The organism is Thermoflavimicrobium daqui (assembly GCF_003313465.1).
Lineage (GTDB): Bacteria > Bacillota > Bacilli > Thermoactinomycetales > Thermoactinomycetaceae > Thermoflavimicrobium > Thermoflavimicrobium daqui.
This window is the reverse complement of sequence record NZ_KZ845663.1, coordinates 114,363-129,505: the sequence shown is the minus strand read 5'-3', so window position 1 is coordinate 129,505 and position 15,143 is coordinate 114,363. Positions and strand designations below refer to the sequence as shown.

Sequence of the window (15,143 nt, the reverse complement as noted above, 5' to 3'; positions counted from 1 at the left end):
CTTTCTTTGATTCAAGTACAACATTTAGTAAAATCATTTGGTTCTTTAGAAGTATTAAAAGACATTCATCTAGAGGTAAGTAAGGGACAAGTTGTTTGTATTATCGGTCCGAGTGGATCAGGAAAATCAACACTTCTACGATGTTTAAATTTGTTAGAGACACCGACACGAGGCAAGATTCAAATTGGTTCTGAGATGATCGATTTTAATGGTCAAAAAATCAGTGAGTCTACAAAACGTAAACTACGATTTAAAACAGGGATGGTTTTTCAAGGATTTCATCTATTTCCACATAAAACGGCATTGGAAAATGTAATGGAAGCTCCACTGGTTGTTAAAAAAGAAAGAAAAGAAACACTTAAGCCCAAAGCTGAGCGATTACTTGAAAAGGTGGGTTTGTTTGAGAAAAGAGATGCTTATCCTAGTCAGTTATCAGGAGGTCAACAGCAACGTGTAGCTATAGCACGTGCTTTGGCGATGGAGCCAGAGGTATTGTTGTTTGATGAGCCCACTTCTGCTTTAGACCCAGAACTTGTCGATGAAGTATTAAAAACCATGAAAGAGCTTGCGCAAGAAGAACAAACTATGTTAATCGTCACACATGAAATGTCGTTTGCACGGGAAGTAGCTGACTTCGTTTTATTTATGGATGAAGGAAGAATAATTGAAGTAGGAGTGCCAGAGCAGCTATTTTCTAGGCCGAAAGAGGAACGGACGAAGCAGTTTTTAGCCAAATTTATCCAAAAATGAAAAAAGTCCAGTTTGTCGTAGTCGTAGTATGGAAGAAAGACAAACTGGACTTTTTTGCTAATGCTACTTGGTATGGCGAAGAGTGGGGCTTATAACGATAAGTAAAAGAATAAGTAGCCCTGCTACGGAGATCACTAGGAAAAGATTTTGTAAAGTCATGAACATAAGTAGCGAACCAGTAGAGAGAAGGGCAATAGGTCTAGCTGATTGGGTGAATGTTTGAATAGTACCCGTAGCTCGCCCCAATACGTCAGAAGGAATTTTGATCATAAATAAAGAGTTTAGAGTAACACTGGCTAGTGAAAGTCCGATCCCTACAATCATAAGTAAACAAGCTGCTAAAATCCAATGATTGAATAGGGACAAAATGGCAAAGGGACTAAAGACTAAGAAAACCCCTAGGCCAATTAAAGTGATCTTTCGATAAGTATTAAAATAGGCAGCTAAGATTGATCCAACGAGTGTTCCTATAATAAAAGTGGTTTCGATAATGGCAAGTTGTGTAGGGTTTTGTGCATAGATCGGTATTAAAACAGAAATAGGGGCAAATAAAAGATTAAGCAAAATTAGATATAAAAGTAAGCTTCGGATAAGTGGAATAGAGACAATCGTTTGATATCCTTTTTTTAAATGGGTCAAAAAATAGGAATAATTTAAAGGTTCTTGATCAGAGTGAGTTAATTGTGGGTGTTTAAGTAATAAAATAAATAAGTACGAAACGAAAAAGCTAATTGCATTAAGTAAAAAAGCAAGCCCTATATCAAACATTATCAGGATTCCAGCGATGGCAGGTGAGATCAGACCAATCATGGTTTGCATGGATTGGCTTAAACTTTGGGCATAGGGGATAGAGTTATCAGTTACTAAAGTGCGAACTGCCACGGTACGTGCTGGTGAAAAAAATGCGGTAAAAGAAGAAAGAATGATGGCTGCGATGATTAAAATCCAAGGTTGAGCGAGCTTCATCCACCATAATACCGCTAATAAGAGTACAATGAGTCCACGGCCCAAATCCGCAATAAGCATGAGATACTTCTTGTTTGTTCGATCAACAATAATTCCAGCGAATATGCCTAAGATAAGAAAAGGAAGGACTTCTGCTGCCAAAATCATTGACATATATATGGGTGAGCCTGTTAAAACTTTCATCGCCCAAATTAAAGCTAGTGCGTATACACCATCTCCCAAATCGGATACAAGTTGTGCAGAGATGAGGTTACGATAGTTCGGGATGGATAATAGCGATTGATATCCGATGGAGGAGGTATCTTTTACAGTGGATGTTTGGCTCATCGTATTCGCTCCTTACATGTTAAATGTAAAGTTGAATCGGACTGATGGATTAAGTGAATAATAAATATTTTATGATATAAATGAAGACATATGATTAGGAGTTTTATATATATTTAAATTGAAGTGCCTATTAATATGGAACGATCAAAAGACCGCCGTTAAATTGGGGCGGTCTTATCTTATTCTATTTAAGTACGGGTATTTTTTATTGGATCTATTCTAAGAATGGGTCAGCTTCCATATAAAATATACCCGCGTTGATCACTTGCACTTCAACACGAGGCTGATATTGCCAAATAATCTCTCGGCGGCGCTGGGATCGTTCTTTTTCTTGTTCCTCTGTGCGCTTTCCCAGTTCAGGATAGTAGTGATCCAATTGTTTTAGCTCAAGCTCAAGACGTTTATTCGCTTCATAAGCCCAAGTAGGATCTTCTTGTTCAATTTGTTCTTTGAGATAGTATTCAAGTTCATCTACTGACTCTGCGAAGTGAAATCGAGGTTCGATTAAGTGACGTTTCGGTGGTAATTTGGATGTCCAATCGAAAGAATTAATTTTTGGATAGAAAGGTTCTACGATGTTGCCTGTTCGTAAGTTCATTCCCAAATAACAAATGCGATCTTTTTTTTGGTCGCAAATATAGGAAACTTTAAAATTGATTCCCAACCAAGGGGTATAAGGTTTAGAGGAGAAATCATTTCTTGCTTTAGATAAAGGTTGTTGGTACAATCGAACGAATCGACCATGTTTTTGAGCAGAGTTAAGCATTTGCGAGAATCGTGGTGAGCCGAAAAAAAGATACTCACCTCGTAACTCAGCTGGGCGATGTTCAGGATCAAAAATAAAGCAAAACTGTGCTGGTTGTGGTGGTAAGTTCATACGTTCAACATACATCCAGTAGAAAGGACGATTGAGAAGATCCTTATCAGCCTTGATTGAAAGCTGTGTTTTTATATGGGTTGGAGCGGATTCGATCAGATGACATTGATATGCTTGTAGATAACGCTCTGTAAATGATCTAACTTTTTGCTGATCCATATACGATCTCCTCCTGGACGATGTTATGCTCAACAATTTCTTTCTTCTTTTGAGTAAATTTATCCCCCCATTCACCTAATCGTTCGCGTACTTGCTCTTGGTCTTTGGCTTCCAATATGATTTGCATCAACCTTTGTTCTACAGATTCTTCTTTTTCCAAGTTCTCAAGAATAACCTCAAGTTCACCTATAACTGTTTCGAATAACTGTATTTTTTCATGTAATAACCAGATAATATGCTCCTCAATGGTATTTTTGGTCGCAAAATTATAGATATAGACATCATTTTTTTGTCCTAAACGGTGTACACGTCCGATTCTTTGTTCTACCCGCATGGGATTCCATGGCATATCATAGTTGATAATGTGATGGCAGAACTGTAGGTTAATGCCTTCACCGCCTGCTTCAGTCGCTACCATGACTTGCGCTCTTTTTTGAAATAGTTCCATCATCCAATCCTTTTTATTTCGGTTAAAGCCACCTCTGTAAGGAATGGCATAGATATTGGCTGCTGCCAGTGCCCTGATTAACATATCTTGAGTTGCTCGATATTCCGTGAATATAATCACTTTGTCCGGGATGTTTTGTATCAATTCAACTGCTTTTTGAACTTTAGAAGAATAAGTGACTTGACGAAGAAGTTCAACTAAGTGAGCAACTTCAGGTGAGAGGTGATGTTTATGTTTCTCGCCCTTTTGAAATAACTTAAATAAGGTATGAAAAACAGCATCGCGACTACTACATACTTCCTTTTGTAAAACGAGCAAAGCTAACATACTCTTTAAATCGGCTGCTTGACTATATTGGTTGCGAACAAAGTCAGTAACTGCTTCGTATAAAGTTCGTTCTGCATGAGATAGCTCAATAGGAATGGTTTGTACGATTCGTTTTGTCAAGTTTAACTGTTGATCTCGACGGCGATTCCGTATAAGGACACGCCCAATTTCCTCTCGTAGTTGTTCCTCATTTTTCGCCTTTCTTTTTCCAGCAACATATTCACTTTGAAATGATGATTGTTGCCCTAGTTGCCCAGGTTTTAATAAAGTGACGAGGTTATAAAGCTCATTCAGTTCATTTTGTACAGGAGTTGCAGTGAGTAGTAAGCAATATTTTTTCTTGATTTCATTGATGAACTGCCAATTTTTAGTACGTCGATTTTTTAATTTATGAGCTTCATCTACAATTAAGATGTCATAGTTTTTGCTTAGGATGTGATCACGGTGGGGCTCTCGTTTTGCCGTGTCCATCGAGGCAACGATAATTGGATACTGATCCCACATCCATGCTTTTTTCTGAGCCATCGCAGGAATTTGGAATTTTTGATTAAGTTCGCGTGTCCATTGAAGCACGAGCGAAGAGGGAACAAGAATTAATGCGTTTTTGATTAGACCACGGATCATATATTCTTTTAAGATGAGACCCGCCTCGATCGTTTTACCGAGCCCTACTTCATCAGCAAGGATGGCACGGCCCCGCATTTCTCCGATCACGCGTCGCACAACATCGACCTGATGCGGAAGTGGATTAAATCCTTGAATTTGCTGTAGGCTAAGTAATGTATCAAACTGAGGAACAATCTGTGTTTCTGCCGCTTCGATGGCTAACTGAAAGTGCTCCCAGCCAGCCCAACCAGTATCGCTTTCGAGTAAATCCTGAAAGGGATGGAACCAAGTACGATCCCAACGGATTGGGAATTGCATGTCATTTCCCCTTTCTACCGTATCAATAGGGCTTTTCTTAGTATGTTTGAGAATAGAAGCCTCTATGCGAAGCTCGCGAACTTTTTTATTTGTAGTTGTAAGCATTGTTAAATATTTTTACAATGGAAAGCTCTGATTTCAAATCTTAGACAAATATGGAACTGAAGTCCGAAGGAGCTCCAAAACACTTAAATCATCCTTATATGAAAGTGAATGAAAGCGAAACTATATCATTCATTCATTTTAAAATCCTTCTACTCTGCTTGAAGTAGGGAAGGATTTTGTTTTAAGATAGGTTTTGGTGTATCAATTAGAGGTGGATTAGAGGTGGAATGATGTTAAGTTTGATAGAAGGAAATCAGAAATTTAATTATCGAATTGCTGGAATTCTTATTCATGATGGAAAGGTGCTGCTTCATCGCGAAAAAGATCAAAATGTTTGGGCATTACCAGGTGGACGTGGTGAAATGATGGAGGAAGCTCAAGAGACGATCGTTCGTGAGATGAAAGAGGAAATAGGCTTAGAAGTAAACGTAGAACGTCTTGTTTGGATAGGAGAAACTTTTGGTACATATAAAGGAGTCCGATTTCATGAGCTCGGTTTATATTTTTTACTCCGTTGTACGAGCAAGTCTAAGCTATTAAATACACCACGTTTCTGTGGTATTGAAGGCGATGCGGTTGATTTGGTATTTGAATGGTTTCCTATAGATCAACTACCTCATACATTTTACCCTGCTTTTGCAAGAGAGGGAATGAAGCAACTACCTATGACAATAGAACACTGCATTGAAAAAGAAGATTGAAGCAGTTGGAAAATATGGCTTTCCTTTTCAAAGTAGAACGCCTTTTGCTTGTTTTTATGGTGAAAGTGAAACTGAAAAGGAGAATCGCTTGTCAACTAGCGGATCTTAGGGAGAATGATCAAGTTGAAACAGTTACATGTTGCTAGACTAGTCAATCAGAACGATTTTTGGGCAGGTGTAATTATCCAAAAGAAGAATCATTTATTACTTACCCTCAATGAGGATCATTTGCCTTCTTCTCGAAAGCATTCTGCCTATCGAGTAGGTGGTGTTGGTGGGGGAAAGAAAGCAGATGAAACACTTTGGCACTGTGCTAAGCGAGAAGCGTATGAAGAGACAGGTAGCCAGGTAACATTGATTTCATCCAATAAGACGTATTTTCATGATATTGATCAGGGGATCATTATCCCTTGCACAGTTATCGATTCTATTGCTCCCTATTATTTAGGATGTGTGAGTGATCCAAAATCAAATCCGATGTATTATGGAGTTTTCTTAGCAGATGTAACGAATGATGTAAGTCTAGTGCCTAGTGATGATGTAATTGCTCTGATTTGGTATCCATTAGCCTATTTATCATGGTTAGAGCAGGGGATCACTGTAAAAGAGTTGATAATTCGGGGAGTAAAGGTTATAGGTAGAGAAGAACTTGACCTTCATAAAATATGTTGGTTACCTCCTGATGAAAATATGCGATTGATTTTTAACTGGTTAACAGAAGAACGAGTTTAATCATGACTGTTTGGAACGTACCGAAAACATGACCTCTTTTTTCTATTTTAGGTAAATGAATAGTAATTCAATATTAAATTGATTATTGTTAAATTAACATAAATATAAGATAATAAGCATAGCCTGTATTTTTTATCTATAAAAATGAATGCGGAATGTTTCGTATATTATTAGAGGGAGTGAATGTTTTTGAATGGGAAAACAGTGATTGTTACAGGTGGTAGCAATGGTATGGGAAAAGCAATCGCAAAACGTCTTTGTCAAGAGGGTGCCAATGTTGTTATTTCCGGGCGGAATCAAGAGAGACTACAATCAGCAAAGAAAGAAATGGAAACTTTTCCTGGTCAAGTATTAACTGTAGCGATGGATGTTCGTGAAGTGGATCAAGTAGAGCAAATGGTACAAAAAACAAAAGAAGCTTTTGGAAAAATTGATTCTTTGGTGAATAATGCAGCTGGGAATTTTGTTGTACCTGCTGAAGATTTATCTTTTAATGGCTGGCACTCTGTTGTGAATATTGTTTTAAATGGAACATGGTATTGTTCACAAACAGTAGCAAAAGACTGGATTGCTAATGGTCAAACAGGTTCGATTCTTAATATTGTAGCTACTTATGCTTGGACAGGAGCAGCAGGAGTCGTACACTCTGCATCAGCTAAAGCAGGTGTACTGGCGATGACTCAAACCTTGGCTGTAGAGTGGGGCAGCAAGTATGGAATTCGGGTTAATGCAATTGCTCCCGGAGCTATAGAAGATACAGGAGGAACGGAGAAATTAATCGCCAATGAAAAAGCAGCACAATTTCTGAAAGGGCAAATTCCTTTGAAACGATTTGGTCGACCTGAAGAAATAGCTAGCTTAGCCCATTTCTTACTTTCAGAAGAAGCGGAGTATATCAATGGTGAATGTGTAACCATGGATGGTGGTTTTTGGCTTTCAGGGATGCGATTTTTATAAGTAATAAGAGAGGCTGTTTATGTTCTTACATAGGTAGTCTCTCTTGTTTTTTTTAAAATGAAAGAGATAAAATGGAAAGGAGAATGGAGGGGAAGAAGTTGCAACAATGGAGATTTATACCATATCAGAAATACACCCCTGCTTGGAATATGGCGATTGATGAGGCGATTATGATTGCCCATCAAGAAGGAAAGGTACCACCAACCGTACGCTTTTACGGGTGGAACCCTGCTACTTTATCGATTGGCTACTTTCAAAAAGCCCAAAAAGAAGTAGATTTTGAGGAGTTAAAACGATATGGTTTGGGATTTGTCCGGCGGATTACAGGTGGAAGAGCCGTTTTACATGACCAAGAGCTTACTTATAGTGTCATTGTTTCCGAAGATCATCCACTGATTCCACCCACTGTATCAGAGTCATATCGCGTGATTAGTCAGAGCTTAGTTCAAGGGTTTCAAAACCTGGGTATGGAGGCTTTGATGTCTCCGCCAAAACACCAACCAGCTACATCGACGGCGGCTTGTTTTGATTCTCCATCGGATTATGAGTTAGTACTTAAAGGGAAAAAGGTAGCCGGTAGTGCGCAAGTACGTAAACAGGGTATTGTGCTTCAACATGGATCTATTCTTTTAGATATGGATGTTGATTTGTTGTTTTCTGTACTACGTTTTCCCTCTGAAAGAGTAAAAGAGAGGTTAAAAGAAGCTTTTACAAAAAAAGCAGTAGCTATTAATCAGCTTCGTTCGGAGAAAGTGGGTTTAGAGGAAGTAATCACTGCATTTCGAGCGGGGTTTACCGATGGAATGGGTTTAGATTTAATCGATTCAACCCTGACTGCTTATGAGGAAGAACTTGCCCAAAAGCTAGTTGTAGAAAAATATAATCATCCGGATTGGAATCTACGAAGATAGATAAAGTTTTCGTTACTGGTTTTCCTTTTCCTTTTCTGATAGAAAAGGAAAAGGAAAACCAGATGGGCTAACAGCCTTGGGCATTATCGGATGCCTTTGATATTTCTTATAGTTTGTTCGTTATTCAAAAGGTCTATGGATTGGTATGCACTTTCCAGGGTCGCTGCTGTTTGCTGAAATCCATCTGTTACAGTTTGTGAGAGTGCGTGTAATTCATCTTTCGTAACCATCTTTTCTTCAATTTTGATAACTTTGTCTTCGATATGAGAGACTCTGGTTTCTATCTTAGAAACTGTATCTTCTAGATGAGAGACTCTCATATTGAGTTCTTTGACTTCTTTTTTGACTTCTTTTACCTCTCCTGTTAATTGATTTAAGTGATGTTCCATCGAGTCCATACGTGCGGTTAAATATTGTTGACCTTCTAGTAAAGCGGTTAGCATCGCCTTCATTTCTTGCATTGAAAAATCACTCCATCTATGTACTTGTGTATAATCACAATTTTACATATTTTAGGATAATAAGTAAATGATATGAAAAAATTATGTATAAAAAAGAACTTCTAAGCTATGAGTCAAAGAAGTTCAATTTAATGATGAGTAGGAGCATTTTTTGAAAAAAATAGTAAAAACGGGAATAACCCAAAGGTACTTTTGAGTCCTTTTAGGTCATTTCCGTTTTCCATCTTCTACTTAAGAAGTCCCTTTTTTTGCAAATACTCTTTAGCTACTTCCTGTGCTGAAATCCCGTTTACATTGACTTTATAATTCATCTCACGCATTTCATCATCTGTAATTTTTCCAGCGAGTTTGTTTAGAGATGATTCAAGTTCTGGATATTTTTCAATCGTTTCTTTCTTTAATAGTGGGGCTCCTTGATAAGGTGGGAATAATCCCTTATCATCATCTAATACCTTTAAGTGATATTGTTTTAGTTCACTATCAGTGGAGTATGCATCAATGAGATTGATATCCCCTGTTTGAATCGCAGTATAACGTAACTTAGGTTCCATTGTTTTGACCTTGGGAAATTGAATACCATACAATCTTTGTATCCCTCGATATCCATCTTCGCGATCTGTAAATTCTAAGGTAAAACCGACTTTCATTTGTTGAGCCACCTGTTTTAAATCGGAAATGGAATTTAGATCATACTGTTTAGCTATTTTGTTAGGGACAGCTAAGGCGTACGTATTGTTGTAATTCATCGGCTTCAACATAACCATATTAAACTTTTTAAGCATACCTGTTTTTGCTTGTTGATATACTTGGTCTTGATGGCTACTAACAGCCTTTTCTTTCATAAATGTCGATATAGCCGTTCCCGTAAATTCTGGATATATATCAATATCTCCTGATTGAAGAGCACTAAAGACAAAAGAGGTTTTCCCAAAACCCGGCTTTACCTCGACTTCTAAATCGGTATCCTGTTCGATTAGCAATTTATACATTTGAATTAAGATTTCAGGCTCTGACCCCAGCTTTCCTGCGATAATGATATCTTTTTTTCCACCTTTCCAAACAAACGGAAGTACAATCACCAAGATAACCACCAATACGATGATTATCCCCTTTTTGAATCCTCGTACGGAAGTGCGTTCTACCACTCTTAATATAATGTCAAATAGGATGGCTAACAATGCTGCAGGTATTGCTCCAAGTACAATTAAAGCATGATCGTTTCGATCAATTCCTAGTAATATTAGCTTCCCTAAGCCCCCTGCACCAATTAATGCCGCTAAGGTTGTTGTACCTACGATTAATACCATGGCTGTGCGAATTCCTGCCATGATTACTGGTAAAGCAAGAGGAAGCTCTACTTTAAATAATCGTTTTCTGCTATTCATTCCCATAGCGCGAGCAGCTTCGATTAGTGATGGGTCTACTTCTTTTACTCCCGTATAAGTGTTTCTTAAAATGGGAAGTAAGGCATAGATAACCAGTGCGATAATGGCAGGTACTTTACCAATTCCTACAAGAGGAATGAGTAAACCGAGAAGAGCTAGAGAAGGAATTGTTTGCATAATCGCAGAGATTCCGATGATCCCTTCTGCTATTTTCTCGTGTCTTGTTAAGTAGAATCCGAGCGGAATAGCAATAATGACTGCTATCAAAAGAGCGATTAGTGATATTTGTAGATGCTCAAACAATGCTCTAAACAGCTGATCTTGTCTTTCTTGTAATACATTCCAAAATGGCTCCATTCTTATTTAACCTCTTTCTTCCATTTTTTCAGCTAAGTATTTAACGACCGATTGTGCATTAATCGTCCCGATAATTTTGCCATTCTCTTCGATGGGAACTACTTCCTCTTGAGCTAAACGAGTAAAAATTTCAGTCATAGGAGCATGGAGCGAAAGAGGTTGTTTTTGCTCTATTGCAGGTTCATGATGATTCATTAAAGGTAAAAAATCCTCAATCTTTATATCCTTATTGAATACCATTTCTGGTTGGGTGATTGCATGATTCCCTATAAATTCTTTTACAAAATCATTGGCTGGATTTTGGATAATAGCTTGTGGAGTATCCACTTGTACAACTTCGCCATCTTTCATTAGGCAAATACGATCACCAAGTGCTAAGGCTTCTTGCATATCATGGGTAACGAAGACAATCGTTTTCTTAATCCGTTTTTGTAAATTTGCAATATCACTCTGAAGCTTCTCTCGACTAATGGGATCTAATGCACTAAAGGGCTCATCCATTAAGATAATTTCAGGATCTGCTGCCAATGCTCGAATGACTCCGATTCGTTGCTGTTGTCCACCAGATAGTTCGTTCGGCTTTCGATTTCGATAGGTTTCTGGATCGAGTCCAACCATATCTAGTAGTTCATCGACCCGTTTTTGAATTTGGTCGTGTTTCCATTTTTTAAGTTCAGGAACAACCGATATATTTTCAGCGATGGTCATATGAGGGAATAAAGCAATTTGCTGAAGAACATACCCGATATTCCAACGTAATTCATGAATATCATAGTCAAGTATGTTTTTTTTATTGATATAAATAGATCCATCCGTTGCATCGAGTAAACGATTAATCATTTTCATTGTTGTTGTTTTGCCACAGCCGCTCGGACCGATCAATACAAAAAACTCTCCACTTTCTATATGCAAATTTAATGAGTTTACAGCTGTTGTTCCATCACCAAAAACTTTAGATACCCCGTCAAATTGAATCATTTTATTTCTCCTTTTCTTTTTATCGAAGCAAAGTCTTGCAAAATAAAGGGGCATATCATTCTTTGATGATATGCCCTACGTGGATTGTAAACTTATGAAAGAGATGATGCAAGGTGATGAGATAGATTAGATAATTAAGTATGGTATAAAGATGATTTCTTTAATTTACCACTGTGTGAAGTTGAGTGATTTGTTTTTCAAACTCCAACTGTAATTTACGAGTGATAGGTCCTGGATGACCATTGCCAATAGGTTGATCATTAACCTGAACGATAGGACAGATTTCCATTGTTGTACTCGTTAAGAAACATTCATCCATTTCTGGAATTTGGGATTCCAAGATAGCTTCTTGTTTAACAGGGATTTCTAATTTTTCAGCTAAAGAGAGGGTAACTTGGCGGGTAATTCCATGTAAAATGAGATGATTAGCAGGATGGGTCCAGAGTTGACCGTTTTTTATGAAAAAGATGTTCGTAGAACTACCTTCTGTCACCTTACCATCACGGATTAAAATAGCTTCTTTTGCATTATTTTCTACGGCTGCCTGTTTAGCTAAAACAGCTCCTAATAGGTTTAGACTTTTAATATCACAACGTAACCAACGAATGTCCTGTGTAGTGATGGCGCGAACCCCTTGTTTTAGATCCTGTAGTGGTCGTTGATTTGGTTGTGCATAGGCAATGATCAAAGGGCGTGATTCTTTCGGGAAGCCATGTTGGCGGGGAGCTGTTCCACGACTAATTTGAATATAAATATTTCCGTCTTGCAAATTATTCTTTTCAATTAACTGAGAAAGTAAAGACTTTATTTTTTCAATTTCATAGGGGAGTTGTAAATAAATTTCTCTTGCACTACGCTCTAATCGTGCCAGATGTTCGTCCATACAAAAAGGATGAGCCTGATATACACGAATGACTTCATAAACACCGTCACCAAATTGATATGCTCGATCTTCGATATCAATTTTTACTTCGGAACGATCAATGAGATGATCATCATATAAAATCATTTGTACCTTTCCTCCAATTTTATTCATGATATATTTTAGTTTGCAGGAAAAAATTATGAAATACAAGCTTAATTATAATGGTAATGAATTATGTACAGTTCGACTACAAAATTTCCTAGAAGGTGTTCTTCAATAGTCTCGATGATGAACCATCATGATCAAAACAATGACCTTATGAACGATCGAATGATCAAAAAATGATATAATACTGGCAGTGGAATTAGAAAAGGGACGTGGAAAAGTTGTCTATATTTGCAATCAGTGATTTGCATCTATCATTTAATAAACCTGTCGGACTTTATGATATTGATGCTCAGCATGATATTGAAAAGCCGATGAGCAAATTTGGCTGGAATAATCATTATGACATCATTCGAGACCATTGGTTAAAACTTGTGTCTACAGATGATACGGTTTTAATTCCAGGGGATATTAGTTGGGCACTAAAATGGGAACAAGCACAATACGACTTTGGTTGGATTGCAGAACTACCAGGAAAAAAGGTTTTTTCCCCAGGAAACCATGAGTATTACTATCATAGTAAGAAAAAGATTCGTAATTATTTACCTAAAGGAATGGAATGGATTGATGCAGACTATACCTGTGTCGAAGGAGTTGTTGTTGCAGGTACAAGAGGCTGGATGTTACCAGGTGACCCTAACTTTCAGATCGAGACAGACCAAAAGATTTATGAGCGACAGGTTGGGAGGCTGCAGTTAGCGTTAGAAGCAGCACAAAAAGATTATCCTGACTTACCTAAAATCGTCATGTTACACTTTCCTCCACTCACCAAACATGCCTCTGAATCGAAGTTTATGGAGATTATGCGATCCTATCACGTAACCATGTGTATTTACGGACATATGCATGGGAAGTCAGCAGATGAAGCTATTCAAGGAGAGATCGATGGAATAGAGCTGCGTTTAGTGGCATGTGATGCATTAAAGTTTTGTCCTATAAAAATTAGATAACCGTTTCGTTTATAGAGAAAAGGGGTTCTCTTTGCACCGTGTATGGATAGCTGCAAGAGACCCCCTTTTTTATTAAAGCTTTAAAGTTTACCTCAATCTATAGTTGTAGGTCTACTTTACGAGTCACTTCATTGACTAAAGTATTATGTTGTAGCAACTTGGTAGAAATCTCGATATCCTTATACCCTTCGCGATCTTCAGTCAATGGTGGAAGAGATTCTCGTAAAAGTTGATAAGCAATATGAGAGCCTCGACCACATTTTTTGGTGGTAAACTCCAATGCTTGTGCTGCACAAAGATATTCAATCGCAAGTACTTTCTTGGTGTTTTCAATAACTTCCAAACATTTCCTTGCTCCAATTGATCCCATACTTACATGATCTTCTTGATTGGCTGAAGAAGGAATTGAGTCGACTGAAGCTGGATGGCATAAAACTTTGTTTTCTGATACTAAAGAAGCAGCAACATATTGTAGAATCATATATCCCGAATGAAGTCCCCCATTTTGGATTAAGAAAGCAGGTAGTCCACTTAATTGGGGATTTACAAGTCGTTCTGTTCTCCTTTCAGAGATATTAGCTATTTCAGCAAGAGCTATTTTTAGAAAATCCGCGACAAGTGCGAGCGGCTGCCCATGAAAGTTGCCACCTGAGATGACTTGTCCAATCTCAGGGAAAATCAGAGGGTTATCAGTGACTGCATTCATTTCTGTTTCCACAACGTGCATGCTATAGTGATAAGCATCTTTGGAAGCGCCATGAACTTGCGGAATACAACGTAAACTATAAGCATCTTGTACACGTTTTTCTGCAGGTTGTGTAGTTAATTCACTACCATCGAGTAGAGCGAGCATATTTTTGGCAGTCGTTATTTGTCCTTGATGACCTCGTACTTGTTGAAGTAGAGGATGAAAAGCATGTGGGATTCCTTGTAAGGCTTCAAGTGTCAAAGCAGAAATAATGTCTGCTGATAATAATAGAGTTCGTGCTTGAATGATAGCCTCTGTAAGTAAACTACACATCATTTGTGTACCATTAATTAAAGCGAGTCCTTCTTTTGGTTCTAATTGAATGGGTTCTAAACCGACTTCATTTAATACTTGGATAGAGGGTCTAATTTGTCCACGAAAGCTTACCTCACCTAAACCAAGTAGAGGTAAACACATGTGAGCAAGAGGAGCTAAGTCCCCACTCGCTCCTAATGAACCTTGAGAAGGAATGATCGGATGAATTTGCTGATTAAGTAAAGAAATAAGTGCTTGAACTGTTCGAGGGGAAATTCCCGAATAACCTTTGGCGAGTGCATTAACTCGAAGTAGCATCATACCTCGTACAATCTCTTCTGGAAGTGGTTCTCCAACCCCACAAGCGTGACTTTTAATTAAATTTAATTGTAATTCATGAGATTGTTCACTTGTGATGAAGTGATCGCTAAATTTTCCAAAACCGGTCGTAACTCCGTAGACGGTCTGTTCTTCTTTAACTAAATGGTCTACATGAGCTTTGGAAGAGCTCATTTTTTGAATGGCTTTGGGACTTAATTGAACAGGAACTCGATCGTGTACCACAGCAGAATATTGTTCTAGTGTTAGCTCGTCTCCATGAATATCAATCGTTTTGTCTGTTGTCATAGAGTACTTTCCTCCTTTATTAAGTCAAAGAACAAGTAAAAGGGAGGGTTAGGTATAAACCTAGCCCTCCCTTTTACTGGCCGGATATTGACATTTTATGATTGGTATCGATTTTAGTTTGTAAATGAATTTTTTCATACCATCACCTCAGGGAATATGCCAATCTTA

The 15,143-nt window shown here is 38.0% G+C and carries 14 protein-coding genes; 6 read left to right on the top strand and 8 right to left on the bottom strand.

Features of this window, described 5'->3' with window-relative positions:
* The first annotated feature begins 6 nt into the window (after window positions 1–6).
* Window positions 7–750, top strand: coding sequence for an amino acid ABC transporter ATP-binding protein (locus DL897_RS00685; RefSeq protein WP_113657206.1), 744 nt, complete (start codon window positions 7–9; stop codon window positions 748–750).
* A gap of 63 nt (window positions 751–813) precedes the next feature.
* Here the strand turns inward: DL897_RS00685 and DL897_RS00680 are convergent, their stop codons facing one another.
* The 3 genes from DL897_RS00680 to DL897_RS00670 all read right to left on the bottom strand — a co-directional run bounded on the left by DL897_RS00680 (window position 814) and on the right by DL897_RS00670 (window position 4,778).
* Window positions 814–2,043, bottom strand: a complete 1,230-nt coding sequence (locus DL897_RS00680) for an MFS transporter (protein ID WP_113657205.1) — start codon at window positions 2,041–2,043, stop codon at window positions 814–816.
* Window positions 2,044–2,257: 214 nt separating this feature from the next.
* Window positions 2,258–3,079, bottom strand: coding sequence for a YqhG family protein (locus tag DL897_RS00675; RefSeq protein ID WP_113657204.1), 822 nt, complete (start codon window positions 3,077–3,079; stop codon window positions 2,258–2,260).
* Entirely contained in the window at window positions 3,060–4,778 is a 1,719-nt protein-coding gene (locus DL897_RS00670) for a DEAD/DEAH box helicase (protein WP_113657203.1), read from the bottom strand. Before DL897_RS00670 ends, DL897_RS00675 begins: the two co-directional genes overlap by 20 nt.
* 332 nt (window positions 4,779–5,110) lie before the next feature.
* On the opposite strand from DL897_RS00670, the gene DL897_RS00665 reads away from it, so the two are divergent.
* The 4 genes from DL897_RS00665 (at window position 5,111) to DL897_RS00650 (ending at window position 8,184) form a co-directional block, all read left to right on the top strand.
* Window positions 5,111–5,584 carry an NUDIX hydrolase gene (locus DL897_RS00665; RefSeq protein WP_113657202.1) on the top strand — a complete coding sequence of 158 codons (474 nt, stop codon included), beginning with the start codon at window positions 5,111–5,113 and terminating at the stop codon, window positions 5,582–5,584.
* A gap of 123 nt (window positions 5,585–5,707) precedes the next feature.
* A complete protein-coding gene (locus DL897_RS00660; protein ID WP_168188579.1) occupies window positions 5,708–6,316 on the top strand; it encodes an NUDIX hydrolase in 609 nt (202 codons plus the stop codon).
* A 189-nt stretch (window positions 6,317–6,505) separates the two neighbouring features.
* Window positions 6,506–7,273: a 2,4-dienoyl-CoA reductase gene (gene fadH / locus DL897_RS00655; protein ID WP_113657705.1), complete on the top strand. Its 768-nt coding sequence runs from the start codon at window positions 6,506–6,508 to the stop codon at window positions 7,271–7,273.
* 98 nt (window positions 7,274–7,371) lie between these two features.
* On the top strand, window positions 7,372–8,184 hold the full coding sequence (locus DL897_RS00650) for a lipoate--protein ligase family protein (RefSeq protein WP_206186465.1): 813 nt from the start codon (window positions 7,372–7,374) through the stop codon (window positions 8,182–8,184).
* 83 nt (window positions 8,185–8,267) lie between these two features.
* On the opposite strand, the gene DL897_RS00645 is transcribed toward DL897_RS00650, so the two are convergent.
* The 4 genes from DL897_RS00645 to dat form a co-directional block, all read right to left on the bottom strand.
* Complete coding sequence (locus DL897_RS00645; RefSeq protein WP_113657199.1) at window positions 8,268–8,645, bottom strand: hypothetical protein; 378 nt, start codon at window positions 8,643–8,645, stop codon at window positions 8,268–8,270.
* A gap of 227 nt (window positions 8,646–8,872) precedes the next feature.
* The gene (gene opuFB / locus DL897_RS00640) at window positions 8,873–10,387 is read right to left on the bottom strand and encodes an osmoprotectant update ABC transporter permease/substrate-binding subunit OpuFB (RefSeq protein ID WP_113657198.1); all 1,515 of its coding nucleotides are present in this window, start codon (window positions 10,385–10,387) and stop codon (window positions 8,873–8,875) included.
* 6 nt (window positions 10,388–10,393) lie between these two features.
* On the bottom strand, window positions 10,394–11,365 hold the full coding sequence (locus tag DL897_RS00635) for an ABC transporter ATP-binding protein (protein WP_113657197.1): 972 nt from the start codon (window positions 11,363–11,365) through the stop codon (window positions 10,394–10,396).
* 160 nt (window positions 11,366–11,525) lie between these two features.
* Entirely contained in the window at window positions 11,526–12,374 is an 849-nt protein-coding gene (gene dat, locus DL897_RS00630) for a D-amino-acid transaminase (protein WP_206186464.1), read from the bottom strand.
* A 242-nt stretch (window positions 12,375–12,616) separates the two neighbouring features.
* On the opposite strand from dat, the gene DL897_RS00625 reads away from it, so the two are divergent.
* Complete coding sequence (locus DL897_RS00625) at window positions 12,617–13,345, top strand: metallophosphoesterase (protein WP_168188578.1); 729 nt, start codon at window positions 12,617–12,619, stop codon at window positions 13,343–13,345.
* Window positions 13,346–13,442: 97 nt separating this feature from the next.
* Here the strand turns inward: DL897_RS00625 and hutH are convergent, their stop codons facing one another.
* Window positions 13,443–14,975 carry a histidine ammonia-lyase gene (hutH, locus tag DL897_RS00620; protein WP_113657194.1) on the bottom strand — a complete coding sequence of 511 codons (1,533 nt, stop codon included), beginning with the start codon at window positions 14,973–14,975 and terminating at the stop codon, window positions 13,443–13,445.
* Between the last annotated feature and the right edge of the window lie 168 nt (window positions 14,976–15,143).

Coding starts and splice junctions, on each gene's coding strand:
- DL897_RS00680 (WP_113657205.1), bottom strand. CDS start 2,043: ATGAGCCAAACATCCACTGTAAAAGATACCTCCTCCATCGGATATCAA.
- DL897_RS00675 (WP_113657204.1), bottom strand. CDS start 3,079: ATGGATCAGCAAAAAGTTAGATCATTTACAGAGCGTTATCTACAAGCA.
- DL897_RS00670 (WP_113657203.1), bottom strand. CDS start 4,778: ATGCAATTCCCAATCCGTTGGGATCGTACTTGGTTCCATCCCTTTCAG.
- DL897_RS00665 (WP_113657202.1), top strand. CDS start 5,111: ATGATGTTAAGTTTGATAGAAGGAAATCAGAAATTTAATTATCGAATT.
- DL897_RS00645 (WP_113657199.1), bottom strand. CDS start 8,645: ATGCAAGAAATGAAGGCGATGCTAACCGCTTTACTAGAAGGTCAACAA.
- opuFB (WP_113657198.1), bottom strand. CDS start 10,387: ATGGAGCCATTTTGGAATGTATTACAAGAAAGACAAGATCAGCTGTTT.
- DL897_RS00635 (WP_113657197.1), bottom strand. CDS start 11,365: ATGATTCAATTTGACGGGGTATCTAAAGTTTTTGGTGATGGAACAACA.
- dat (WP_206186464.1), bottom strand. CDS start 12,374: ATGATTTTATATGATGATCATCTCATTGATCGTTCCGAAGTAAAAATT.
- hutH (WP_113657194.1), bottom strand. CDS start 14,975: ATGACAACAGACAAAACGATTGATATTCATGGAGACGAGCTAACACTA.